Here is a 25,871-nt window from a genome sequence, read left to right on the forward strand (position 1 = left end):
GTCGGCGTCTCGGTCGGCGTCTCGGTCGGCGTCTCGGTCGGCGTCTCGGTTGGCGTCTCGGTTGGCGTCTCGGTTGGCGTCTCGGTTGGCGTCTCGGTCGGCGTCTCGGTCGGCGTCTGCGTCGGCGTCTCGGTTGGTGTCTCGGTCGGCGTCTCGGTCGGCGTCTGCGTCGGCGTCTCGGTTGGCGCTTGCGTCGGCGTCTGCGTCGGCGTCTCGGTTGGCGCTTGCGTCGGTTCGACGGTCGGCGTCGGCGGTTCAGGCGGCCAGACCGGCATCGGTGGCAGTGGAATCGGCAGCGCCATCAAGCCAAACCCCAGTCCTGCCAGGCTTGAAAGCGCACCGAGTCCGCCCCCGCCGCCGCCGCCGCCGCCGCAGCTGTCGCCCGGGTTCAACTGAACCTGACCACCCTGAATTACCACTTTGCTGGAACCTACGATCTTGATGACGCTGGCACTGATGGTCAGTTCGCCCCCGGCACTCATACTGATGGCTCCGCCGGCAACCAGCGTCGCAGCGCCGCCGACCGCTACCTGATGGGCCCCGCCAACCGACATCGCGTTGTATCCGCCGACGTTAGTCATGTTGGCCCCACCAACGTTCAACGAATTCGCGCCGCCGACTGACAGGGAATTTGCAGCCCCGACTATCGTGGAACGGGCCAGCCCCACCTGCAACGAGGAGAGTCCGCCGATGCATTTGCTGTAGTGCAGCCCCACCATAACATCGCGGCTGACCCCGACTTTGAGGGTCGAGTTGGCACCGATGGTCTGCACCTCGTCATTTTTGGTGACGCGATCCATATTGCGTTCGGCCTGCTCCCAGTACTGCTCGCGTCCCGGTTTGTCTTCGAAACGAATGCCGTTGAAGTTGGTGCGACCGCCGCCCACGGTACGGCTGATAAGCCCGCTCTGGGTGCTGTTGACCGGCAAATCCCACGGCGGCATGGTGACGTTGTTATAGAGACTGCCGATGATCAGCGGGCGATCCGGGTCGCCGTTGATAAAGTCGACGATCACCTCATGGCCGACGCGCGGGATGTAGATCCCACCGAAGTTGTTCCCGGCCCACGCCTGGCTGACGCGCAGCCAGCAAGAGTCAGACTCGACGTTTTTACCGTAGCGATCCCACAGGAAGCGCACCTTGACGCGCCCATATTCATCGGTCCAGATCTCCTCCCCCGGCGGTCCAACGATAATGGCGGTCTGGGGTCCGTGGGTACGCGGACGCGGGGTCAGCGTCGGATGGCGGTAGATTTTGGTGGTTGGCTGGACGGTAAAATGCGTCTCATATTTAAATTCGTCGCCGCCGCTTAGCTGCTGGATTTCCGTTACCGTCAGGCGGCTTGAGATCACCATGTACTCGCGGTTTGCTTTCTCAACCGGGCAGCCTTCCATTTCGAAGTTACATCCGCAGACGATCCCGCGGATCTCACCCGACCCGGTGGCACGCGAGCCGATCGCCCCGCGCTCTTCCGCCCTTACACGTGCCAGCTGTTCGCCGATGGACGGCTGCTCGTAGTCCCCCGGCCAGTGGAAGATCTCCATATCATTGAAGCTGGTTTTGCGCGGCTTGTTATCCAGCGCCAGAATATCGGCACGGGATTTCTGAAAGTCATAATCGTTCGTTACCCAGCGACCGCTGGTGATGGTTTCCTGGGTATGGAACTGGCTGATATACTCCTCGCCCGCTTTCGGGTTATCGGACTGATAGTGGATGACGTGGTAAGCCTCGCTAAAGTAGGGCTTATGCGCGCCCACGTTATCCACCAGCACCAGCTTATGCTTGTGATCCTGATGCTCGAAAAACCAGTAAATTCCCCACTCTTCCATCAGGCGCTGGATAAAATTGAAATCCGTCTCGCCGTACTGCACCTGGTAATCCAGCTGGGGATAGCTACCGGAGAGGCGTTTTTCAAACGGGAAGTTGTAGTCGCCCAGGATCGCTTCAATAATCTCCACTACGTTTTTTTGCTGGAAGATTTTGAAGTCTGAGGTCAGATCCGAGAGATAGAGCCAGGGGCGAATGACGATCTCAAACATCGCCTGGTTAGCATCGCGTCCGATAAAACGCGCCTGCTGCACCAGACCGGAGATTTCGCGCGTGCCTCGGCCAACACCACTTATCTCGTCCAGACCGTTGCCGTCCAACTCCAGCACGACGGTCATCTCTTTACCGATAAGCGCTTTGAGATCCACATTCGACGCCGCCTGCCAGGGAATGTCCGGATTGGCCGGCGTACGCGCGGTAAGGGTATAGGAATAAAGAGACGAGAACGCCTCTTCGCCTGATAACTGTGATAATACCAGCGCAGGTTCGCCCAGAAGGGACGGCATCGCCGGCGAGGTTAACGTAATAGTACGCGACATCTTGACCTCTGATTGTCCATTAAAAATTCTCCCTGGTACTGGCACGCGTGCCATTTACTTATGGATGAGTGAAATACGACGTGAATCGACAATTCGCCCATGCTGGTTCTGTTTCCAGAGCCACAAATAGCCACCATTATTGATAACGGCGGGCCAGGCCGCCCACGGCATACAGGCCACCCCGCAGCGTTCTGACCCGGCGTAATCCTCCTCGCAGCAATCGGCAAGCAGCGCCATCAGCGCAGGCGGCTGCTTACTGCCCGATGCCGCGCAAAAGTGCGTTTCTATCAGCCGACAGGTTCGACGCAGCCGACGGGTCGATGTTATCGGCCGGGCCACCAGCGCTCTGGCAAGCCAGAACGCTAATGAATGCGTCGGTTGCAGAAACGCCTCCAGCGCCGGTTCGGGCAGCGACACATAAAGCACCGCGCCTGTGTGCATCTGTACGGCGCCGATAAGCGGCCCGGTGTGACCGGCGACTCCCGCGGGTAAGGCAAAACACCAGGGGTAGTCCTGCGTGCTGGCCTGTTGCCCATCGCCATATTCCTTCAGCAACGTTTCAAGCGCCGTCGCGGCAGTGGCGTTCCTGCGTCGGAAACGCCAGCGCGACAGACGTCTGATGCCCGGGACGATAGGCCGGACGACGATGCGTTTTTTTCTTCTGAACCACATCGGGATTACTGGTCCCCGGGACAATGGAAGCGCTGCAACAGGCCCAGCAGGCTGCCATCCCCATAGCGCAGCCCGGTAATCTCGAGGTCGACCCGGCGCTTATCGAGGCTGAAGGTCATCAGCTCACTGTCAGAAGGCTGCGGCTCAACCTTCACGGCGCGATCGTGCAGCCGGAACAGCGCCCAGGCACCGTTGATTTGCAGGCGGCTCAGGGGCACGCTGGCTTCATCGGTGCTGGCCGATACCGGCTTCGCAAACAGTCCAATGCCGGGCCGCGCGCCAGGCCACTTCACATAGAAGGGCGTTACCGGCCCGTGGGCGTATTTGAACTTTTCACCGTCAACGGCGAGCGTCAGCTGCATCAGACCTGGGGCGAGATGCGGCACCGTCACGCTCAGATCGAGACTCAGTTTTCGCCCCTCCTCCTGCTGGAAGAACGCCGCGCGGATCTCCGCCGCCTGCTCAAAGATTTCCAGCCCTTCGCTTTGCGCCGTTCCCTTGTAACGCCACGGGGAGGCGGAGGTATCCACTTTTCCGGCAAGATTTTTGGTGAAGTAAGCATCCACCAGGCCGCCCGCGGCAAAGAAGCGGGTAAAGGCGCTGAGACTCACCTCTTTCTCGCTATCAGCAAAAGGATATTTCCCTTCAAGCGTGGTGCGGCACACCTCGCCAATGCCGGAGCTGATGGCGTCGTTATTCAAGCTAACCTGCTGGATTTCTACGTTTGAGAACGCGCTCGACAGCAGAGGCTCCACCATCTCCCGGAAAGGATCAGGCCAGGTCTGGGCCTCTGCGAGCAGCTTTTTTCCGGCTTCCGTCACCGGCGGCGTGTCGCCATTTGCCATCGCGTTTTTCGAGATAACCAGCATGGTGTACTGCTCATTGAGCAGCGCAATCATGCGGTTGAGCGGCGTCACGCCACCTGCCGCGCCGCCGCCGCGTACAAACTCGTGCAGCGCGGTAAAATGCTCATCCACACCGCTACGCACCAGTTTTTTTTGCTGGCGTTCCAGCAGAGCATCAAATTTTTTAATTCGTGACAGCGTCTGGCTGCGGTTGGTCATTTTCAGCACGTCGCCAATGGTTTCCCCCTCCTCGCTGAGGGTGGTTTGTCTGGCGACTTCTTTTGCAAAATGGGTCAGGGGCGACGGTGACGACGCGAGCGTGCGTAGCAGCCATAGCTCGACAGACAGACCGGCGGAGACATCCTGCGACGGCTCGCGTGCGAGCGCGAGATGAACGTCAGACAGGAAGCTGCGCCAGTAGCGGGTGTAGTCGCTCAGGTAGCGCGACAGTACCTTGCCGTAGAGCTCAATTTGCTGAGAGGAGCTCACCGGCTGTCCCATCACCCAGCCATTTTCAGCCGCGAACGAGGCCACCAGCGGGAGTCCTTTTTTTTTAACCACGTCATAGTAGCCCTCCAGGGTAAACAACCCTGGAATGCCCTCTTCGTTCAGCTGCGCGTCATTGAGGGCAAACACCGGGCTGGTATCGTCCCCGCTCAGGATGGCGAGCGTCATATTCGGCGGCGCATCGCGATTAAGCAGCGTGGTTACACGCTGGTAGATGCGCTGGTCTGGCGACTGCTGGGCCAGCCGGGCACGCGCCTCGCGGATAAGTTCGACGTCGGCGGGCTGCCCGTAGCGGCGCCAGTCGTCAGGCCCGAACAGACGTCGCAGATGGCCGATAAACGCCGCGTTGGTCTGGTAAGCATCCATTTTCCCGGTGGCTTCCCAGCGGTCGGACAGTCCGTCCTCCACGGTGGTGCGATCGAACTTCCCTTCGCCGAAGATCATCAGGTAGAGCTTCAGCGCCTCATAGAGGCGATCGGGATCGCCTGCCGGGATTGCATCGCGCAGCGCCTGGGTGGTTTGCTGCTCGATCTGGGGTAGCAGCAGGCGGTGCAGCAGCGCCTCGTAGAGTCCGGTAGCGTTATTGACCATGTTGAAACCAACGTACAGCCCGTAGCGCCACATCAGTTCCGGGTTGTTCACATCCGCAGGAGACATCTGCGGTAGCGCCTGGCTTAGCGCCAACAGCTCCGGGACCAGGCTGTCATTTTTGGTTTTCACAAAGCGCCCCGCGCTGCTCTCAAGCGATGCCAGCCGGTTTTCCACGACGTCCAGATAGCCGTCATTGAGGCCGAAACTGGTCACAATGCCTTTAACAAGCACCACGGTCAGCAGAATGCCGACGGCATGTCCTGCCAGGGTCACCAGACGGTTACGGTTCGCCGCCTGCAGGTTGTAGCGCACCAGCCCCGCATCCTTAACGATCACTTCGGCAAACAGCTGCTTGAGGAAGTAGTGACGCCCGCTCCAGCTGGAAATCAGCGCCTCCTCGCCGTCCGTTCTGTCAGCCTCCCTGGCCTCGGTGGCCGGCTGACCGCTCAGGGCGCGGCGCCAGCGCTGAATAAGGGTGGAGGGGTTTGCCAGCGGCACCTCGTTCTGCTGACGCGCACTGGCAAAATAGACGCCGCGCAATGTGCTGTAGAATTGGGTTTCGTCGTAACGCGAGGCAAAAAAGACGTTCTGGAGCACCGCAGCGACGTTCTCCGTCAGGGCACGGAAATCCTGCGCCAGGGTGTACATCTTGCGGCGCTCCGCCACGGCGTACTCCTCCTGCTGGCGGGCGGAAATGGTGCTGTCGATACGCGCAGTAAGCAGCGCCAGTTCGCGATCAATATGCTGCTCGGCGACGGTGGCATTGATTTTTTCGCCATAGGGGAACGTGACGCCCCAGATCTGATCCCGCCCTTCGGCAGTCAGATCGCGGAAATAGGCCTCAAAGCCCGCCAGCCTGTCCATTTTTGTGACAATGACATAGACCGGGCAACGCACCCCCAGCGTGGTACGGATCTCATGCAGACGGCTGCGAAGCAGCGCCCCGTAGTCGCGCAGCGCCGTCTTACTGGCGCCCATCACCTCCGCTGCACTAATCGCGACAATCACCCCATTGATGGCGTTGATGGGGCGATATTTGCCAATCGCATTCAGGATGCCATCCCACTCTGGCCGGGCGTCATTTGTATCGGTGAGGAGCCTGCCGGCGGTATCGACAAACAGCGCATCGTTGGCGTACCAGCACTCGCAGTGCGCGGTTGGCGCATTTCTACCTGTGGTACGCGCCAGCTGCTCCGGCAGAGGAAACTCCTGCCCGGACGAGACGATAAGCGAGGTTTTCCCCGCGCTTTCATTACCGATGACCAGATACCAGGGCAGCGCATCCTGCGCCACCATGAAGAAGCGACGCCAGCCGGGAATACCGGCGCGTACCCGGCGCGTGCGAAGCGCGGCTTTGCGAATAATTGCCACCACCTCCAGCATCTCTGCCGGTGGCCGAATTTTACCTTTGCGGAATTTATGAAAATCATCCAGCAGGTGCGGGTTGCGCGACAGCGCCAGCAGCAACAGAGCACCGGCATAGATAAGCGTCACAAAGGCGATGACGGCAATAATGATTAGCCGACGCAGGGCGCTGGTCAGCGGCCAATGTTCACCAATAAGTACAAACGGCCCCATCTCCCACACCAAAATGCACAGCGTAGCCGCGACAAGCAGGAAGAAAGGGATGCGCCAGAAGAAACGCGCAAACCAGGCACCTGCCAGCAGGATGAAGACAATGCGCGTATGTGCAGCAGCAAAAGGCCGCGTTTTGCCGAAGCCCGTGAAGGGCCCCAGATACCAGATGGCCGCCGCCAGCAAAATAAAGCAGGCGATCAGCAGTATGGTTTTCAGCGATCGTCCCGAGAACAGACGGTTTAAATAGAACATGAAGGTACTCATTTGTAGGTCACAAAAATTTCAACCCGTCGGTTCAACGCGCGCCCTTTGGCATCATCGTTCTGACTGACAGGCTGGCGATCGCCCATGCCCTCGATGCGGATATAGGATCCGGGTACGCCCTGGGACTGCAGCACATTCGCAACGTCGGTGGCGCGCATCTCAGAAAGCATCTGGTTATCCGCGATGCCCGGTTTGTGGATAGGCAGCGAATCGGTATGACCGACGATAGCGACCCGACCATTTACCCGGCGTATTTCATCCGCCACGCGCTTGAGAATGCCCATCATCTCCGGGCGAACGTTGGCCGACCCCACCTGGAACATCGCATCGCTGTGGAAAATGACTTTGCTGCGGCTGCTGGTTTCATCCACGGATACCAGTTGCTGTTTAATCTCTTCTTTAAGCAGCACCGCCAGGCGCAGGCGCTGAGCAGGCTGCACGGTAAAGCCCTGCAACTCGCTTAAGGCAGCGATGCGCAGTTCAGCGGCGCGCTCACGTGACGCAAGCAGGTATTTACAGGTGATAAACGATCCGACGACCAACAGTACGCCGAAGAGCGCAGTCACGCGCACCGGTACGGCATAGCGTGGCCGCTTTACCGCGCCGCGCAGGGCCAGCGCATGGGGTGACAGCGCGGCAGGAACCGTATCGCGCGTGCTTTGCAGCAGCGTCAGCAGCTGCTGGCGGATTTTAGTCAGCTGCCGCTCGCCGTTTTCAATAATGCTGTAACGTCCCTCAAGCCCGAGCCCGAGGATGCGCAGCATGATTTCCAGAACGTCGGCATACTCCTGCGGGTTAACGGACAGTCGCCCGACCAGCAGGAAAAACTTGTTGCCCCCGTCGTTGTCGCCTTCAAAGTGGTTAAGCAGGTTGCTCTGTGACCAGGAGCAGGCGAGCCCCCACGACGTGGCATGCGCGGCTTCATCCAGCGCGGTACACAGGCAATAGCGCACAATCGCCATCTTTTTCCACGGGATGTTGGTTTCATCACACACGACGCTGAACAAGTTGATTTCATTGACCAGCGTACGCTTGAGCACGCTGGCGTGGGCGGGCGAGGGTATCGCCTCCGGCATCTCGCTCAGCGCACGTAGCAGCGGCTGTGCCGCCTCCAGCAGCGGAATGGCCGCAGCATTAACCGCCATTACTCGTTGCTGAACGCTGTCGGTTTTCACCACCACCTCTGCCGCTGGCGCGGCAAATAGATCGGTATCGTCTGTAGCCGGACGCGGCGAGTGGCCGGAGGCAGGCCGCGAGAAGCCCTGCGACTCATTCATCAGGAACTTGCCCAGCGCCTGAAGGCTGTCGTCATCCTGCATGGTCAAATCGGGCACAGGCACTTGCGGTGAGTCGGTCATCTGCGATTCACTCATTACTCACGGATCCCCCACATCTCCATACGCAGCCCCGGGAATTCCCCTGCCACGTGAAGCGCAATCGCGCCGGCGGCGGCGATGTGCTCCCAGAAAGCGCCGCTTTTTTGCAGCTCGAAATAGACATAGCCCGCGCTATAGGGAATTTGACGCGGCGGAACCGGCAAGCTTTGCAGCAGGAGGCCTGGTAAGTGAGAGCGAACCAGATCGTGCAACTGCTGGGGAGCGCTGATTTTGACCTGCGCAAAAAACTGCTGTTGCAGCACATCGACAGGCAGTTGGGCGTTGACCGCCAGCACCAGGTTGGAGAAGGAGCGTAGCTCGTGCGGCATTACCGAAGCAGACCAGATGCCGTGCCCTTTCTCATGCAGCGGGATAACCTGACCAGCGCGCACCAGGATCTGATTAAGCAGTTCATGAACATCCTCAACCAATGGGCGGATGGACTGGTAAAGCCGGGCATGATCGTAGCCGGGTGCCGCTTTTGGACGCCGCGTCTGGGTACGCAGGAAGGTGGAGAGCTCGCCAGCAAACTTCGCCAGCTCCTGATATAGCACGATGGGCGGCAGCTCCGGAATGGTGCGCAAATGATTAAGCACCGGCTCATATTTATTAAAAATTTGCAGCAGCAGATAGTCGACGATTTCTGCACTGGCGCTGGCCTTACCGTTGCTGCCGGTGAGATGGCTCGCCAGCATACCGGCACGAATTTTGACCAGCCCGCTCAGGTGCGTCAGCCATTCGGTCAGCAGCGGATTGGCCGCGTAGCCGGTCACCGGTGGAATAAAATCTTCATCATGCAGCAGGACGCTGCCGTCCGGCTGAATAGCACGGATACGCGTTAGCGGGAGGCCGATCCATGACTCGGTCATCTCCTGCTCACACATCAACCTCAGGCGCATCTGGGCAAGTTGCACCGGTTTCGGCCCCTGATGCACGGCATTCGTATCGTTAATCTCATCTTCCAGCGCGCAAAAACGCGCCAGGGAGCGTGTATCGTAAGGATCGAAAATCGTTTCGTCGCTGTTGTCGAGGCGCAGCGGAACCGCCAGACAAATAACCTGACCCAGGTGCTCCGGGGTCACCGTCAGCGGTTCGGGTGCATCAGCATGCCCCGGGAAATCGAAAGGCGTTCCGTCAGGTAGTACGCCTCTTCCGGATCGTAATACCAGTTTGCCGTAAGCGAGTGCCTCGGGGTCGATTTCATATTGCGCAAACCCCCAAAAGAAGGGAGTAATTGTCGCAGCGCGTTTATGCGCAAAATATTCAAAATAGCGCTCTTGCTGCTGAAATAGTTGCGGACGAAGAAATAACCCTTCACTCCAGATGACTTTATTTGTTCTCACGGCTTAATCCACTTCCTTGATAGTGATCGCTAATGGTTCAATACCCACCTGCAATACGGTCGAACCTTCCGGTAACCACCTGATATACCAGGGACGATTATCCTTACGTTTAATCGGCCAGGTTTTAATCGCGTCGGCATGGTTAATATCCCGATAGGCGACAACGACGCCCAGGGCAACAGCGTCCGGCGCAGGTGTTAATTCCATTTCGCGCTTCTCGCCGGGCTTAATCATTCCTTCATAAATTTTTTGGGTTTGTGTCAGAAGTTCAGGATCGCTGGCTTCGCTAATAGTGAAATAATCACTCATGGCAAACGCATCTGTACTTTTCAGCTCGTATATACGGACGCTGACCGGACTCGCCTGCCCTTTCTCATTAGGATTAATTTTTTTGGAGGCCAGGAGTTCAAGCTCCAGGCTTCCTTCTTTTTTAGCAGGCGCACTACTACAGGCGCTTATTTGCAATACGCACCCTGATAGCAACACGCCATAAACCACCAGGCGAATCTGTTTTAATAACCTTTCCATGTCATACGTTCTCCATGCGCAAAGCGCTATCCGCAATACGAGGCAAGACCATGCATTGCGTGATAGTGCCTGAAAGCGTCCCGCAAACGCGGGACGCTTTAGACGTTATCAATTAACCGTGCAGGTTAGCTTTAACATCATAAGTAGCAGAAATAACGCCAGCTTTATGCCCTTCAGCATTCTGCATAACGTAATCCTGAGTCATCTTCGTGAAGGAGAATTTCACCAGTTCACGCGGACGTGCTTCGTCTTCCAGTGAACCCTGCATACCCACGTGGGTAATAATGACATCAGTGAATTTGATGATCAGATATTCCAGCGGATCGCCACCTGCTTTACGAACCACAAACTGAATGTTTTTGATATGCTTACCGGTCAGGCAGTAATTCAGCAGATTCGGACTGGCTTTGTCGGTATAGTGAACAAAGGCAAAGTCATCAACGCTGGCACGTCCAGAACCACCACCGGATCCGCTGTGCATATTAGAATGCTGTGACACATCCCATTTCCAGTTCAGTACCTGAATTTCATTTTTATGAGTGGCATCTAAAGACTCCCCTTCGATACCATCAATTTTAATAAACATATCTTGTGCCATAAAATCCTCTTAAGCACACACATTGCGTGTAATTGACAACTACATAAATTAAAGAGACGGGAAAATAATATTTCACCCGCTCTTTCCCATTTGTAATATTACTATTACAAAAACATAACTACGCTAATGAAGGCCGAGGCTCTCACAAGGTAGAAAAAAAGATTATGCTTCTTTCAGTGAAGGCAGTTTCGCAACCATACGCAGCGATACTGTCAGGCCTTCCAGCTGGAAGTGCGGGCGCAGGAAGAACTTAGCCTGGTAGTAACCCGGATTTCCTTCCACATCCTCAACCACTACCTCTGCAGCGGCCAACGGGCGACGCGCTTTGGTTTCCAGCGTTGAGTTAGCCGGATCGCCGTCCACATAGTTCATTACCCAGTCATTGAGCCAGCGCTGCATCTCATCGCGCTCTTTGAACGAACCGATTTTGTCACGCACGATGCACTTCAGATAATGCGCAAAACGTGAACAGGCAAACAGGTAAGGCAGACGCGCGGATAGGTTGGCGTTAGCCGTTGCATCTGGATCGTAATACTCTGCAGGTTTTTGCAGCGACTGCGCACCGATAAAGGCGGCATAGTCGGTGTTTTTACGGTGAATCAGCGGGATAAAACCGTTTTTAGCCAGTTCTGCTTCGCGACGATCGGAGATGGCGATTTCGGTAGGACATTTCATATCCACGCCGCCATCGTCTGTCGGGAAGGTATGAGAAGGCAGGCCTTCCACCACGCCACCGCTTTCAACGCCGCGGATCAGCGTGCACCAGCCGTACTCTTTGAAGGAGCGGTTGATGTTGGCTGCCATTGCATAGGCCGCGTTGGACCACACGTATTTATTGTGATCAGCGCCGTCGGTGGTTTCTTCAAAATCGAAGGCATCCACCGGATTGGTGCGGACACCGTATGGCAGGCGCGCGAGGAAACGCGGCATTGCAAGGCCGATGTAGCGTGAGTCTTCCGACTGGCGTAATGAGTTCCAGGCCGCGTACTCCAGGTTCTGCGTAAAAATTTTCGTCAGATCGCGCGGGTTTGACAGCTCCTGCCACGAATCCATTTGCAGCACGGTCGGTGACGCACCGGTGATGAACGGCACGTGAGCTGATGCGGCTACTTTTGCGATTGAGGAGAGCAGGTCCACATCCGGCGCGGTATGATCAAAGTAATAATCGGCAACCAGGCATCCGTAAGGCTCGCCGCCCAGCTGGCCATATTCTTCTTCATAGACTTTTTTGAACAGCGGACTCTGGTCCCACGCAACGCCTTTATAGCGTTTCATATTGCGACGCAGCTCGTTCTTGGAGATATCCATAAAACGAAGCTTGAGCTTCTCATCGGTTTCGGTGTTGGTCACCAGGTAATTCAAGCCGCGCCATGCGCTTTCCAGCGACTGGAATTCGCTGTGGTGCAGGATCAGGTTGATCTGCTCGGTTAATTTACGATCGATCTCCGCGATGATGGCCGCAATGCTTTTATAAGCATCTTCGGAAACCATCACGGTATTCGCCAGCGCCTGTTCGGCGAGGGTTCTTACCGCGCCCTCGACGGCAGTCTTCGTTTCATCCGTTTTGACTTTGAACTCCCGGGAAAGCAGAGAGTGAAAGTCGCTTTGTTCAGCTACAGCCGGGGCCAGTTGTTGCTTTGCAGTTTGTGCAGTCGTCATGATTCGTCTCTTCTTAATTATTCTTCATCTGGGGTTTCAGCGGCCTGTTGCGGGGCCTTTGGCGCAGATGCCAGCGTATTAAGCAGAGCTTTGTCCTGAAGCAGTTTCATCACCAGTTCTTCCGCACCAGCTTTACCGTCCATATAGGTCTGGAGGTTTGCTAACTGCGTCCTCGCTTCCAGTAAACTTGCCAACGCACCTACTTTCGTCGCGATAACGTCCGGTGAGAAGTCATCCATACTTTCGAATGTGACATCCACCATCAACTGACCTTCGCCGGTAAGCGTATTAGGTACAGCAAAGGCAGCGCGGGGTTTCATCGCTTTCATGCGCTCATCGAAATTATCAATATCAATATCGAGGAACTTCCTGTCAGCGACGCTGGGTAGCGGTTCGACTGATTTACCGGATAAGTCAGCCATCACGCCCATAATAAAAGGGAGTTCGACTTTCTTTTCGGAACCGTAGATTTCTACGTCGTATTCAATCTGAACGCGGGGTGCACGGTTTCGTGCAATGAACTTTTGCGAGCTACGTTTATTAACAGCCATGATGGTCCTTTTCACTGTGTAATTAACAAATACTCACAGCATCGCCGTACAACCGAAGACGCTGTGAATAAATATTCCTCTGAGGCAATCCTTAGAGAGAAATAAAAGAATTAAAAACTTAGCGGTAAATCAAATTAATGCTAGCCATTGCATTAACCAGTCCAGGTGTTACGCCACCAGCACTGTTTGCGTAGTACATCGCCTGATAATCATGGGAGATATCTCCTCCCGCATCAGGAATAATGTAGTCCTGCACGCTATTACGATCGTTTATAATCATCTGCGAGCCAGCGGCATTTCGTAGCCGCAGTTGAACATTGTTGCTGTATTCTGAGCCTGTCGCATTCACCATATTACCAGTAGCACTGTCCGCATCATTGCTGGCAAACCAAAGTGATACCGTTTTTTTGACAGGGCACCCTTTCAGCAAAATAGTAAAGGATACGCTGCCTGCTTCTGCGCCATTCGACTTCAATGTAGCGGTAGACAACGTAGGTAACACTACCGTTTCGGTTGATGAGCCATTATTTATAACAACGTCGCAGGTATCTTCGAGATAGGTACCCTTAAATAACACCCCGATTTTACAATTACTGCCAGAGCATGATTCGGCCTCAGCGTTGGATATGATCCACAGCATACCTGAAGCCACCAGTAAAAATGCCCGCAGACTATGTGTTACTGAATACATGTCATCTCCCGCTGTTCGATAGTGCTATTTTCAGCACTAAGTAATGATGGCCGCGTGCTGCTGTTAACCAGACGACAACGTGTTTTTCCAGCATTAAGAACCGCATAAAGGGAACTGGATAACGGATTCCAGCCGCGTATAAATGCCATGCCCCCCTGACCGATGACGCTTTGTGCGACGTTTTTATCATCGACAAGCATGGTCCCGATGGGCAGGAACTGATTGTGACTGTTACGCGCAATAATAATGATGGGTTTGCCAACCATCGTTTTCATCTCAACGTCTATAGCGGCACCTAAACGAGGGACAACGACCTTCTGGTTTTCCATAACATCGACATCTGCCGGCAAACCTTTGGTGTCGACCATGACCGTATTTTCACGGTAAGGCGTCAGGGACGGCATAATGGCGTATCCGTTGCCATCAATTTGTGTACCGTAGCCATTTATCACTCGCGCGCCCTGCGCTCCTTCTGCATGAATAATGGCAAACGGATAATCCCCAAGCTGCGCGCCTGGTGTCAGACCGCCGCGATGCGCCACCAGACTGCCATTCGCCGACAGCGAAATTTGGCGCGAAGAGGTATTGTTCGCCGAGGCAGTCATGCCAATCTGCCCTACCGGTGTACGGTAATTCATATTTCCTGAAATCGTTTCCTGTCCGTCAGAACCGTGCGTGCCGGAAGCCGCCGTCCCGATACCATAGGTCAACTCACTCTGCTCGCCCTGCGTCCCGTTCGCGTTAAGCTGGAACGTATCGCGCCCGTCGGAATCATGACTGGCGGTGGTATAAATAGAGTTAAATAACGGATGCGACGTCTGGGAGTCGCCAATCGGCACGTTCAGCCCCAGCATAATGCTGTCGTCATATTCTCCTTCGCCATCGTCAGTACGCATTGCGGTAACTGACCATGAAAAATAGCGCTGGGATTTGTTAAACGTGACCGAATATTGTTTTCCCGTCTCCCTGTCATCCCAGTAGTCATACAGGCTGGCTGACAGGGACAGCGAGCTGTTTGCCCACAGTTGCTGGGACAAGTTAGCGGTGAAACGCTGCTTTGTTCTGTAATCAATAGCCACATCATCGTCGTCATCATTACTGCCGCGACGTGCCAGCGTTGCATCCCTGAAGGTATAAAAGCCGTCAGACGAATAGCGATAAGCAGCCAACGTCATGTTGGTATCTGTTTCATCCAGATATTTGGTATAGCCGACGCTGAAACTGTTGCCCGATGCGGTTTTACCGTCGTTCAGGTCGCTTTCCGCGTGCGTAATGTCAAACGATATTCCCCCCACCGGAGTATTGATCGAGTTACCAACGGCTGCTGACTTATAATGTTCAGCGATCTGCGTACCCGCGTAAACGGTATAGTTATTGCCGAGGCCATAGTAATAGACACCCTGCAAAATTTTTGCTTTATCTCGTACCGTATCGTCATGCAGTTCACCAATGGAGGCACTAAAACGTGACACGCCTTCGTGCAGCAGCATAGGCGGCGCCGAAAAGGGAATCGTCTGTACACGCTGACGACCATCCGCTTCGGTAATAGTCATTTCCATATCGCCGCCATACCCCATAGCGCCAATATCATCGAGCGTGAATGGACCTGGCGGTACTACGGTTTCATAGACTTTTTGACCATGCTGCGTCACCGTTACGCGGGCGTTGGTTTCCGCGATGCCCTTAATAACAGGAGCATAGTTACGTAAGCCCTCAGGCAGCATGCGATCGTCCGACTGCAGCTGCGCACCGCGCAGTACATAGCTGTCAAAGAGCTCACCGGACGTATTGGTATCCCCTAGCGTGATACGGCTACGCATCGCGGTAATATCGCGCTCAACATAGCCGAGCAGGCTATCCGTGCGCATATCCTCACCTTTGATCCAACTGCTGTTTAGCCGCTTACGCACGCGCCATTCGCCGGCATTAAAGCCCAACAGTAAAGCGATGTTGCCACTATAACTTTCTTCTTTGGCATCTGAACTGGCGTCATAGAGATTCGCGTTATAATCAACGAATCCCGCCGTTTCGCCCGTCTCCCAACGTTTTGGATCAATATAGCCACGTGGCAATGCAATCGTGTTTGCCTGAGGCACCGTGATGTTGAGTTCAAAATCGCCATCGTTATAAACAACTTTCGCTTGCGGGATATGTTGTTCTAATGGGTGGCAAACGTCCCCTTTATCCTGGTTTGCACCAGGTTTTTTCTGCGCAGTTAACTTTATCCCCAGTGCCGCCAGGTCATCACGGGTGAAGCATGCCGTTCCGCTCTGACTGTCGCCCTGCGCAACAAAATTAATATCATGCAGTCCGCGATTTTCACTATTAACAATAACGGTAACAGTATGAGTGCCCGGTGCAATAACATTGCCTTTTTCATACTGTGAAACGTCTATGCCTGTGCCATGTACAAATCCGGCATTATATTCAACGTCGGAAGGCGCAGGTGCCGGTGTTTTATTCGCGTCAACCTGAACAGGAGCTGCCCACCCGCGTTGAATTAATAAAAATGAATAGAATACAGTACAGGCAAAGCGCCGTGAAGGCAGGCTCAGCTTAAATTGCAGGCACTTATCATTTGTTACTTTTTGTTTTTTATTATAATGTTTCAATTTGCTTCCCTTCCTGACAAAGCTACTGCTATTGCGATGTTGGTAGCGACAACTTCCTTATGACGCTAGTTGAAGGCGTAATTATTTTGATGTATCCGCGGTTAGCGTTAATGTATTTCCCTCACCGCTTTTAAGTTTTCTTATCATTGCTGCACCAAAATCGTTGATGATGCGAATATTCGCTGAACTTATTGTACTACCAGCTGGCATAGACGGCATGGCGTAGAACTCTTTGGACTGAAGGGGCGCAAGCATATCCAGATCAATATTCCAGACCCGCCCGCCTGCAGTGAACTCTCCTCCGTCAAAATTCATAAAGTATGCCGTCGGATTACTTATTTTTACGCCACGCCCAAATTTTGGATTGTCGATGACCTGCCATGTCACATCGTGCAGCTTCTCTACACCGCTATAACCAAGTGAGGATGGGCGGTATATGATTTTTATACGTGTCCGAAACGCTAACTCAAGGCGATTTTTGTTGTCCGATGTTTCACTTTGCGCAGGGGGGATCTCCAGCATATTAAACCAATAAAGCGATTCCCGATCCTGTGGCAGAGCCATGCCATTATAGATCACGCGTACCGTCTGCCCTTTACCCGGCTCAACACGATAAATAGGCGGCGTAACGATAAAAGGTACCTTCATGTTATTCACATCACCGGTAGTTTTACCGTCATCGACCCACACCTGAACTAATGGCGGGTGATCACCCCTGTTATTTGTTCTGACGCTGACTTCTTTTTCGCCGCCAGGATAAATAATACGAGTACCACTAATTGTCATCGCCGCTGTGGCTGAGAAAGACAACATGACAGATAACATTGCCAGTGCAATTTTATTCTTGAACATAAACAGTGCCTTATTTTATAAGTGCGTCACGCACCGTCTGTTGGCCGTTGCTAAATATCAATGAAATATATGCCCCGCCATCACTGGCGGGGCATGCCAGTTACGGATAAGCCAGGGTATAGGTTACCTGAGCTTTAACGTTACCTGCGGTAGTTTGACCGGTAGCATAGTAACCACCGAGGTACTCCATTTTTGCTGTATGCGCGGTAGCATCAACCGGGAAAGCTTTGCCCGTGGATCCAATACGGATTTGAGTTGAATCGTCATTGTACAAACGCACCTGCGCTTTGGTTGCTGATTTCGTTGGATCGTCAACTTCCAGCTGGTTAATCAGGTTGCCCGTGGACGAGTCATATTCGCTATTGAGAACCTCAAAGTGCGCGGCAACTTTGGTAATTGCTGTCGGGCAATCTTTAACATTAATGTCAAATGCGGATGAACCAGCTTCGTTGCCTGCCGTGCTTAATGTTTTAGTAGAGAGCGTTGGCAGTGTGACGATGATATCTTTGGAGTCGTCATTAATCGTACAGGTTTCATCGATCAGTTTTCCGTTAAAGGTGACGGTGCCCTGTCCAACGACATCAGCTGCGTTAACGCTTACGGATGCAACAGCCAGAGCGATGGCGCACACAGCAATTTTCATTTTTGACATAACTTCTATTCCTTAGAATGTCGTATAGTTTGTGCGGTAAATCATTACGACTTACCGTTTTCCCAAAGTGCTAATTGATTACTGCTTTTTTTGCGATTCCTCTTTAGATAAGCGCAACCGCAAATCTCTTCTTATCATTTAACGTCAGTTCAAGGTTCTTATCCGTGAGATCGTTGTTATGTCTGAGGATAAACCCACCTAACAGCGGCATAATATTTTTCTCGATATACCGTATTAATGTCCGCACACCTGTTTCCGCAACGGGAGCCTGAGCAATGATAAAATCAACGACGTCACCACTATAATGAAAACCTAACGTATATTGCTCGCCAAGCCGTTTTGCAATACGTTCCAGATGTAGGCCGACAATGGTTTTTAATGATTCATTATCCAGAGGGATATAAGGAATGACACTCATTCGCCCCATAAATGCCGCAGGGAATACGTCCAGCAACGCAGATTGCAGTGCTTCATTTATTTTGGCGTCATCGGTTCGTGTTTCCGTGTCGCTATAAGCACCACTAAGGATTTCACTCCCCACATTGCTGGTTAACAAAATAATGGTGTTTTTAAAGTCGATATAACGACCCTCACCATCTTCCATCCAGCCCTTATCGAAGACCTGGTAAAAAAGCTCATGCACGTCCGGATGCGCTTTTTCAATTTCATCAAGCAGAACGACACTATAGGGTTTACGACGGACGGCCTCGGTTAGCACACCACCTTCACCATAACCAACGTAACCCGGCGGTGATCCCTTCAGAGAGGAAACGGTATGCGCCTCCTGATATTCACTCATATTGATAGTAATGAGGTTCTGCTCACCACCGTATAAACTTTCAGCAATGGCCAACGCTGTTTCAGTTTTACCAATACCTGATGGCCCAACCAGCATAAATACGCCTATCGGCTTTTGCGGATCGCCCAATCCAGCGCGAGCAATCATAATGCTTTCGCCGATTTCGCTCAGGGCGTGATCCTGGCCAATCACGCGCGCAGACAGACGTTGTGGCAGTTCGAGTACCGCACGCACGTCGTCTTTCAGCATTTGTCCAACCGGAATTCCCGTCCAGTCAGCAACGATACTTGCTACTACCCCAGCGTTAACTTCCGACTGCACCAGTGGCTTCTCACGACGTAAGGCGTCAAGGTGCGCTTCGCATTCAGCCAGCGTAAGCTTGCGCGCTTCAATATCGTCATTATTCACATCGCCCTGTGTAACCGCGTCCTGGAGCGCATTGCGTAACGATACTACCTGTTGTACCTGTTCTTTTTCGGTTTGCCAGCGCACTTCTAAAGCACTTGCCTCCTGCAGACAGGCATCAAAACGCTGTTGAAGCAGCCCCTTTTTATCCGCATTGTCCTTACCAAACTGACTCGCTTTATCCAGTAAAATGAGTTCGTTCTGGATAGTTTCCATTCTGAATTTTAAGGTTTGTAACTCCGCCGGTAACGCGTGCTGGGCTACTGCAACACGCGCACACGCGGTATCCAGCAGGCTAATGGCTTTATCCGGTAGCTGACGCGCAGGTATGTAGCGATGCGACAAGCGTACAGCTGCCTGAAGCGCTTCATCCATAATCCAGACACCATGATGTTTCTCAAGCATAGGGACAAGGCCGCGCAGCATTGCAGTTGCGGTATCCTCAACCGGCTCGGCCACCTGAAGAACCTGAAAGCGACGCGTCAGCGCCGGATCTTTTTCAATGTGCTTCTTAAACTCGCTCCAGGTGGTTGCACCGATAACCCTGAGCTGCCCGCGTGCCAGCATGGGTTTGAGCAGGTTTGCTGCATCCCCTGTTCCGCTGGCACCGCCCGCGCCAATCAGGGTATGAACTTCATCGATAAATAACACAACCGGATCCGGTGAAGCGGTGGCTTCTTCCAGAACCCCTTTCAAACGCGCTTCAAATTCCCCTTTCATACTGGCGCCGGCCGACAGCGCGACGATATCAAGGGCCAATAAACGAACCTGTGACAGGGCGGGCGGCACATTTCCAGCAACAATCGCCAATGCGAGGCCCTCTACTACGGCTGTCTTACCCACTCCGGCTTCCCCTGTTAACAGAGGGTTGTTCTGACGGCGACGCAGCAGGATATCAATCATGGTGCCAATTTCATGATCGCGGCCAAGCACAGGATCGATTTTTCCATCTCGCGCGAGGGCAGTAAGATCCGTTGAATAGTTGGCAAGGTTGCCGCTTTGACGAACAGAAAGCGCGTTAATGGACTCACCCGGCGTGTCGGCTCCATCTTGTGCGGCTTCAAAGACTTCCGGCGATGAATCGGTGATAGAGTCAAATTCGCGGTTTAGTATTTCAAGCGCGATACGCTCTAACGACGGAGCAATAGCAAACAGAGCGCGACGCAATTCCATATTTTCAAGTATTGCAGCGAGCAGTTGTCCGCTGCGGATACGCGTACAGGCGCATTCCAGACTTGCGTATACCCAAGCACGCTCGATAGCGAGTTCGATCTGCCATGAGAAGTCAGAAATAGTACTGGACCCGCCAGGGAGGCGTGCAAGCGAAGCGGCAAGTTCACGCTCAAGGGTGTCGGCATCAATGCGGAAATAAGTAATGATAAGCTTAAGATCATTACTTTGATCCTGTGTCCAAAGCTGATTAATCCAGTGTATCAGCTCAACATAGGGGTTCCCCTTGAGCTTACACAGTGCTGTTGCGCTCTCAATACTTCTGTACAGAGTCGTATTCAGCTTGCCGAACAAACTTTTCCTTGTAATAGCCATAACCTTAACCCGAGCGTCCTTTTCGTTATATCAATAGCCAGTTGGTCATTCATTCCATAACAACCGTTTTCTGAAGATTAACGACAAAAGCCGAGAAACTAAACCCGGAAAAATCATTAAGTCTGATATTAAGAATTATGCTCGATAAACAATCCGTTTATGTACTTCATGATATAGGAAAACTCAGTGAAACAGCTTACTTTACGCGTCACCAGACCTTTAATGCTGGCTTTATAAATTGTATGACACTGCGCTTAATGCCATAGTGATTAGTGCATGACGCAGTCGCTTAGCTTCTTTACTTTCGGGACAATAACGCGCGACCACTTCCTTTGCTACATATATTTCAACGTTATTAACATAATACAGAGTATTATCCTGGATCGAACATGAGGCTGTGAAGTGAATCATAATTTCTTAGATTATTACAATAAAGAACTTACATTCATGCGGGAGATGGCTGGCGAATTTGCCGAGAAGCATCCCAAGATTGCAGGCCGTTTAGGCATGCACGGTATTGACGTTGCCGATCCTTATGTAGAGCGTTTGATAGAAGCTTTCTGCTTTATGTCTGCGCGTACCCAGTTAAAACTAGATGCCGAATTCCCCTACTTTACACAACGTTTGCTGGATGTTATCTACCCAACTTACAATGCCCCGACCCCATCAATAGGGGTTATTCAGCTTCACCCAAATATCAAACAGGGCGATCTGACCCAGGGTTATACGCTTAAGAAGGACAGCGCGTTCTGGTCACGTATCGCCCCTGGCGAAACGACGCGATGTGAATTTCGAAATGGTCAGGACGTCACGCTGTGGCCTTTAGAACTTATCGAAGCACGCCTTACATCTGTCCCGCCAGATATACCGCCCATGGAACCGTGGCGTATCAAGCAAAGCACGCTTAAAGGCGCGCTGCGTATTCGACTCAAAGTTCCCGATGACCTGGATTTTTCCCAGCTCAATGGGCTTGATAGCTTACCGTTATATATTAACGGTGATGAACGTGTGGTATCGCATATCTTCGAACTGCTGCACGCCCATACGGTTGCAATGATTGTCCGCTCCGGTAAAGGTACAGAAACAAAAGACGTTGTAGTCAACAAATCACCGCTCATTTTTGAAGGTCTGGACCCATCGCAAAGTCTTTTGCCAGGAACATGGAATATATTCCATGGACATAATTTAGTTCATGAATATTTCGCTTGTCGCCAGCGCTTTTACTTTTTTACACTGACCCAGCTCTTGCCTGCACTGCGTCAGAACAAGAGTAATGAAGTCGAACTGATCATTTTACTGGATTATCTGTCGCACGACTTGACAGGACATATTGATGCATCCCGTTTTGCACTGTTCTGTACGCCGGTGATAAATCTCTTTCCACGCCGGCTGGACAAAATAGAAATCAATCGTGCGCTGAATGAATTTCACGTTGTGCCTGACCGCAGCCGCCCGCTCGATTTTGAAGTTTACGCCGTTCAGAAAGTGTTCGGTCAGCAGGCCGAGAGCAGTGAAGAAGTGGTTTTTAATCCCTTATTCCAGACTCGCCAGGAAGATAATGGCAATTATGGGCGCTACTTCTCTCTGAGCCGGAAGCCACGCGTAAAAGATAAGAATCAGCGCAAATATGTTACCCGAACCCCCTATTCAGGTACGGAAGTTTTCATCTCATTAGTCGATCAGCTTGAAGCCCCTTACAGCGACCATATTCGTTACCTTTCGGTTGATGCGATGGTGACAAACCGGGATCTCCCTCAACTGATTACCCATAGCAGCGGCGTGGATCTGACAACGTCGGATGCAGCCCCGTTGCTTGGCGCAAAATTTATTTGCTTACCTGGACCTCCTCGCGCCCCGTTTGCCGCAGGTGAAGCATCATGGCGACTTATTCGTCAACTCAATTTCAACTACCAGCCGCTCTCTGACAGCGAGCATAAGCCCGGTGGAGAAGCGCTTCGGGACATGTTACGCCTGTTTGTTGATAGCGCAGACCATGATGCAAATGCGCAGATAAGCGGCCTGGTTGGGTGTAAAACCACACCGGTCATACGACGCCTCCCAGGAAACGGGCTATTGATTTACGGACGCGGGATTCGCTGTGAATTGACGGTCGACGAAGACAACTTTTCTGGTGTGAGCCCCTATCTCTTCGGACTCATCATGGAAAACTATATTGCCCGCCATGTTTCCATCAATGTTTTTACTGAGATGGAACTGCGGTCAATGCAGCGGGGGCTCATCGGAAAATGGCAGGCCCGTCCCGGCAGACGAGGTGCGGCATGACGATGGCGGGCTCATCCTCTACCACGGAACTCTTAGCCTCACTTCAGCTTGGTTATCAGACTGATGAACCGTGGCGTGCAGGTTTTATCAGCCTGATGCGCATGATTGCCGCCAGAACCGCCACGCTTCCTCCCCCGGGTAAAGCGGCCCTGCCGGCGCAGGAGCGTTTTCGTATAGGCCAGCAGGCACATATGATTTTCTCACCGCGCGAAGTAGCGCAGGTGAAAATAGAAGGCGGCAAGATCGGGCTTAATCTTTTCAGCCTGGGGATGTGGGGTCCGCAAGGTGCGATGCCGCTGCAGATGACCGAACAAGCCTATACGCGTGCTGAAGTGCACGATTCAACGCTGATTGACTTCTTTAACATTTTTCACCACCGCGCGCTGTCGCATTTTTATCGCGCATGGTTCGTTTCGCAGGACACGGCCTCGCTCGACCGGGTCGACGACGAACATTTCTCCTGGTATGTAGCCAGCCTGGTAGGCCTCAACCCGGAAGAGTACCGCTCAAGCCCTCTGCCGGGCCATGCCCGTCTGGCATCGGCAGCGCATCTGGTACGTGAATCACGTAATCCCGAGGGGTTACTGGGGGCGTTGCATTACTACTTTGGAATTCCCGTTGAGATAGAGGAATTTTCACCGCAGTGGATCCTGCTCGAGGGTAATGAGCAATCCCAGCTGGGAAATAATGAGAGTTCGCTGGCGCTGGGCGAGACCGCCATTCTGGGCAACACCGTGCAGGATAAACAGCATAAATTCCGGCTTATCCTTGGCCCATTAACGTTGAAGCAGTACATGCGTTTTAGCATCTGGGGGCAGGATCTTCCGGTGCTGCGGGAGTGGGTCAGAAACTTTGTGGGTTACGAATACGCCTGGGATGTAAAGCTTGTCCTTGCCGCAGAAGAGATACCAAAGGCCACGCTGGATGGCTCGCATCAATTAGGTTATGCCGCCTGGCTTACGCGCGAGGCAGCGAATACACCGGTATCCGGAATGAGTTTTGAGCCAGAGCTCAGCATGTAGTTACTACGGCATCAGCAGGGTGCCGCCAACAGGAATGATTTGAACGTAAGGACACGATGGTGAGTAATCAGAACGTTAATCTTTCACCTTTTTACCAGGCTATTGTTGATGGCGTCATTGACCAGGGCCCGTGCGGCGTGAGTCTGGAATATGACCCGGGATTCCTGCTTTTGCAGGGGCGTCTGCAGCCCAAAATGGGCGCGGAATATGGCGATTTCGTTGAAGCAGCAGAACCGATCAACTGGGGTGAGGTAGAACGAGATTGCCGTACCCTGCTGCAAAAATCGCTCGATGTCAGGCTAATCATCACGCTTGCGCGCTGCCGCATACGCCAACATGGTGCCGCCGAGCTTGCCGCGGGTTTAGCTGCGTTGATACATGTGCTCGTTACGTGGCCCGATGATTTGCATCCACAGTTAATTGACGAGGGCGAATTCGAACCCTTGATGCGCGCCAATGCGTTTTCCGAGTTGACCGACTCTGATGGCTTTCTCGCCGACGTACGACATCTTTTGCTCCCTAATGCCCTGGGGCTGACCGTAGCTATTAAAGATTACGAGAAGTCATTCTCGGTTCCGCGCGATGAAAACGCGCTTTCAGAAGCGGCGATCACGGCACTGCACCACGAATGGTGCGAACATCCTTCCCCCAACATTACCGCGCTGGGCACGGCCAATGCTCTTGTTGCGCAACTTTCGCAGTTGCTCTCATCTCAGCTTGGCGACAGCGCGCCGGATCTGGATCGCCTCGCCGTTGTGCTCAGGCTCTTTGATTTTGATAACGAACCCTGCACGACTCCATCAGAACTGCCCATGCAAGAGATAGCTACCCTGCCGGCCGAACCGGAAAGTGGATGTAACGAAATAAAGGATACGAGGAGCGAGCAAACGCCGGCCGTCGTCAACACACCTGTAATGCGTCATCGAGCCGTTATCAACAATCGGGACGATGCCCTCGAGAGTCTGAAAGACGTCCGTGCCTGGTTTAGCCGAATGGAGCCAGGCAGCCCGGTAATATTGCTGCTCCAGTTCGCAGAAAAAATGATGGGTAAAAGCTTCGGTGAATTACTGCGTTATATGCCGATGGATATGGTTTCTCAACTTGAGAATGACAAGGAGTAAAATGACATGCGTAAAATAACTATCATGATAGCCGTGTTGTGTTCCCTGGCGATGAAAGCACATGCAGACTGCGATTTAAGCCCCACCACGGGCGGTGGCCCCTGGATTGCCACTATTCCTGCCGCCATTATTACGGTGGATGCCAACCAACCTGCAGATACTACCAATCCTATTGCGCAGTACGACAGTCCGACGCAGGGTTACGGCCAAACCTATCTTCACTGTATGAAAGGCACGCCCTATGGCAGGGACGTTTATGGATTATATGGTATGGATGCGTCCACGCTTATTTATAAAACCAATGTGGATGGCATTGGCGTAAAGCTGTCATGGAGTAACGGTGCAAACCTGGGCACCATTCCTAAAGATGCGACCTATACCCCCACTGGCGAAGATAAAACCCAGGGGGATTTTATGTATCCCGCAAATTCATACTTTCGCGTTCAATTTTTTAAGACCACGGATTCCTTAACGTTGACCAACGCAGATGGCGATCTGGTTCTGCCCGCAGGCGAGATCGCGTATAGCTGGCTGAAAACGAAATCGCCTGCGGCCTACACGCAACAACTCAATATTGGTCGTATCCTTATTGTCAGTACACCTTCCTGTACCTACTCGGCCGACCAGACCATCGATTTTGGCACCGTGACCTCTAATACCTTAACCAGTAATGGCATTGAGCGCCCACTACCGTTCAATATTAACTGCCGTACCGACTATGGTTACTATTCTGCCAGCGCCACGTTGACTACCCTGACGCCCTCTTCCGACAGCAGCTACATAAAAGTAACGGACGCTGGCGGCAAAGACGACCGCATGGGAATTAAGATACGCAATAGTAAGGGCGAAGATATGAAGGTAGATGGCTCATCCAGTGAAGCTATTAACAATAAAGCCAGCACCGTTCCTGCACAGTTTAACTGGACCGCAATCCTGATCCCGACAGGCACCACGCCACCAACCGATGGTGATTTTACTGCCAAAGCAGAGATCGTTTTACAACTACGGTAA

At 53.0% G+C, this 25,871-nt stretch carries 18 protein-coding genes; 4 read left to right on the top strand and 14 right to left on the bottom strand.

The window, feature by feature from the left end; translation table 11 throughout:
• From DW58_RS15920 to tssH, 14 genes are all read right to left on the bottom strand, one after another.
• Positions 1 to 2,333, bottom strand: a 2,333-nt coding sequence (locus tag DW58_RS15920) for a type VI secretion system Vgr family protein (RefSeq protein ID WP_029593096.1), incomplete at its 3' end; no start/stop codon positions are given.
• A gap of 87 nt (positions 2,334 to 2,420) precedes the next feature.
• The gene (locus DW58_RS15925; RefSeq protein WP_152525609.1) at positions 2,421 to 3,038 is read right to left on the bottom strand and encodes a hypothetical protein; all 618 of its coding nucleotides are present in this window, start codon (positions 3,036 to 3,038) and stop codon (positions 2,421 to 2,423) included.
• A gap of 5 nt (positions 3,039 to 3,043) precedes the next feature.
• Complete coding sequence (tssM, locus tag DW58_RS15930; protein WP_024549361.1) at positions 3,044 to 6,811, bottom strand: type VI secretion system membrane subunit TssM; 3,768 nt, start codon at positions 6,809 to 6,811, stop codon at positions 3,044 to 3,046.
• 8 nt (positions 6,812 to 6,819) lie between these two features.
• The gene (gene tssL, locus DW58_RS15935) at positions 6,820 to 8,181 is read right to left on the bottom strand and encodes a type VI secretion system protein TssL, long form (RefSeq protein WP_409371869.1); all 1,362 of its coding nucleotides are present in this window, start codon (positions 8,179 to 8,181) and stop codon (positions 6,820 to 6,822) included.
• Between the two features lie 14 nt (positions 8,182 to 8,195).
• On the bottom strand, positions 8,196 to 9,542 hold the full coding sequence (tssK, locus tag DW58_RS15940) for a type VI secretion system baseplate subunit TssK (RefSeq protein WP_024549363.1): 1,347 nt from the start codon (positions 9,540 to 9,542) through the stop codon (positions 8,196 to 8,198).
• A 3-nt stretch (positions 9,543 to 9,545) separates the two neighbouring features.
• Positions 9,546 to 10,070, bottom strand: coding sequence for a type VI secretion system lipoprotein TssJ (gene tssJ / locus DW58_RS15945; RefSeq protein WP_024549364.1), 525 nt, complete (start codon positions 10,068 to 10,070; stop codon positions 9,546 to 9,548).
• A 112-nt stretch (positions 10,071 to 10,182) separates the two neighbouring features.
• Positions 10,183 to 10,668: an Hcp family type VI secretion system effector gene (locus DW58_RS15950; RefSeq protein ID WP_024549365.1), complete on the bottom strand. Its 486-nt coding sequence runs from the start codon at positions 10,666 to 10,668 to the stop codon at positions 10,183 to 10,185.
• A 162-nt stretch (positions 10,669 to 10,830) separates the two neighbouring features.
• Positions 10,831 to 12,327, bottom strand: coding sequence for a type VI secretion system contractile sheath large subunit (gene tssC / locus DW58_RS15955; protein ID WP_024549366.1), 1,497 nt, complete (start codon positions 12,325 to 12,327; stop codon positions 10,831 to 10,833).
• Positions 12,328 to 12,344: 17 nt separating this feature from the next.
• Entirely contained in the window at positions 12,345 to 12,878 is a 534-nt protein-coding gene (tssB, locus tag DW58_RS15960; protein WP_029593098.1) for a type VI secretion system contractile sheath small subunit, read from the bottom strand.
• Positions 12,879 to 12,996: 118 nt separating this feature from the next.
• Complete coding sequence (locus DW58_RS15965) at positions 12,997 to 13,569, bottom strand: fimbrial protein (protein ID WP_024549368.1); 573 nt, start codon at positions 13,567 to 13,569, stop codon at positions 12,997 to 12,999.
• Complete coding sequence (locus DW58_RS15970) at positions 13,557 to 16,181, bottom strand: fimbria/pilus outer membrane usher protein (protein WP_071789266.1); 2,625 nt, start codon at positions 16,179 to 16,181, stop codon at positions 13,557 to 13,559. The genes DW58_RS15965 and DW58_RS15970 overlap by 13 nt, the downstream gene beginning before the upstream one ends.
• Before the next feature lie 81 nt (positions 16,182 to 16,262).
• The gene (locus DW58_RS15975; RefSeq protein ID WP_024549370.1) at positions 16,263 to 17,033 is read right to left on the bottom strand and encodes a fimbria/pilus periplasmic chaperone; all 771 of its coding nucleotides are present in this window, start codon (positions 17,031 to 17,033) and stop codon (positions 16,263 to 16,265) included.
• Positions 17,034 to 17,133: 100 nt separating this feature from the next.
• Complete coding sequence (locus tag DW58_RS15980; RefSeq protein ID WP_024549371.1) at positions 17,134 to 17,685, bottom strand: fimbrial protein; 552 nt, start codon at positions 17,683 to 17,685, stop codon at positions 17,134 to 17,136.
• Positions 17,686 to 17,788: 103 nt separating this feature from the next.
• Positions 17,789 to 20,434 carry a type VI secretion system ATPase TssH gene (gene tssH, locus DW58_RS15985; RefSeq protein WP_024549372.1) on the bottom strand — a complete coding sequence of 882 codons (2,646 nt, stop codon included), beginning with the start codon at positions 20,432 to 20,434 and terminating at the stop codon, positions 17,789 to 17,791.
• A 402-nt stretch (positions 20,435 to 20,836) separates the two neighbouring features.
• Between tssH and tssF the strand changes: the two genes are divergently transcribed.
• Genes tssF through DW58_RS16005 form a run of 4 tightly spaced genes read left to right on the top strand, consistent with a single transcriptional unit; the run spans position 20,837 to position 25,871 of the window.
• Entirely contained in the window at positions 20,837 to 22,717 is a 1,881-nt protein-coding gene (gene tssF / locus DW58_RS15990; protein ID WP_024549373.1) for a type VI secretion system baseplate subunit TssF, read from the top strand.
• A gap of 2 nt (positions 22,718 to 22,719) precedes the next feature.
• Positions 22,720 to 23,739: a type VI secretion system baseplate subunit TssG gene (gene tssG, locus DW58_RS15995; RefSeq protein WP_029696368.1), complete on the top strand. Its 1,020-nt coding sequence runs from the start codon at positions 22,720 to 22,722 to the stop codon at positions 23,737 to 23,739.
• A gap of 59 nt (positions 23,740 to 23,798) precedes the next feature.
• Positions 23,799 to 24,860 carry a type VI secretion system protein TssA gene (locus tag DW58_RS16000; protein WP_024549375.1) on the top strand — a complete coding sequence of 354 codons (1,062 nt, stop codon included), beginning with the start codon at positions 23,799 to 23,801 and terminating at the stop codon, positions 24,858 to 24,860.
• A gap of 6 nt (positions 24,861 to 24,866) precedes the next feature.
• Positions 24,867 to 25,871: a fimbrial protein gene (locus tag DW58_RS16005; RefSeq protein WP_024562404.1), complete on the top strand. Its 1,005-nt coding sequence runs from the start codon at positions 24,867 to 24,869 to the stop codon at positions 25,869 to 25,871.

Origin of the sequence: Siccibacter turicensis LMG 23730 (assembly GCF_000463155.2) — a bacterium.
Lineage (GTDB): Bacteria > Pseudomonadota > Gammaproteobacteria > Enterobacterales > Enterobacteriaceae > Siccibacter > Siccibacter turicensis.

Excerpts from the sequence above, each read along its gene's own strand:
- DW58_RS15965 (WP_024549368.1), bottom strand. The coding sequence starts at position 13,569 with ATGTATTCAGTAACACATAGTCTGCGGGCATTTTTACTGGTGGCTTCA.
- tssM (WP_024549361.1), bottom strand. The coding sequence starts at position 6,811 with ATGTTCTATTTAAACCGTCTGTTCTCGGGACGATCGCTGAAAACCATA.
- tssB (WP_029593098.1), bottom strand. The coding sequence starts at position 12,878 with ATGGCTGTTAATAAACGTAGCTCGCAAAAGTTCATTGCACGAAACCGT.
- tssJ (WP_024549364.1), bottom strand. The coding sequence starts at position 10,070 with ATGGAAAGGTTATTAAAACAGATTCGCCTGGTGGTTTATGGCGTGTTG.
- tssC (WP_024549366.1), bottom strand. The coding sequence starts at position 12,327 with ATGACGACTGCACAAACTGCAAAGCAACAACTGGCCCCGGCTGTAGCT.
- tssG (WP_029696368.1), top strand. The coding sequence starts at position 22,720 with ATGGCGGGCTCATCCTCTACCACGGAACTCTTAGCCTCACTTCAGCTT.
- tssL (WP_409371869.1), bottom strand. The coding sequence starts at position 8,181 with ATGACCGACTCACCGCAAGTGCCTGTGCCCGATTTGACCATGCAGGAT.
- tssH (WP_024549372.1), bottom strand. The coding sequence starts at position 20,434 with ATGGCTATTACAAGGAAAAGTTTGTTCGGCAAGCTGAATACGACTCTG.
- DW58_RS15980 (WP_024549371.1), bottom strand. The coding sequence starts at position 17,685 with ATGTCAAAAATGAAAATTGCTGTGTGCGCCATCGCTCTGGCTGTTGCA.
- DW58_RS15950 (WP_024549365.1), bottom strand. The coding sequence starts at position 10,668 with ATGGCACAAGATATGTTTATTAAAATTGATGGTATCGAAGGGGAGTCT.
- DW58_RS15925 (WP_152525609.1), bottom strand. The coding sequence starts at position 3,038 with ATGTGGTTCAGAAGAAAAAAACGCATCGTCGTCCGGCCTATCGTCCCG.
- DW58_RS15975 (WP_024549370.1), bottom strand. The coding sequence starts at position 17,033 with ATGTTCAAGAATAAAATTGCACTGGCAATGTTATCTGTCATGTTGTCT.
- DW58_RS16005 (WP_024562404.1), top strand. The coding sequence starts at position 24,867 with ATGCGTAAAATAACTATCATGATAGCCGTGTTGTGTTCCCTGGCGATG.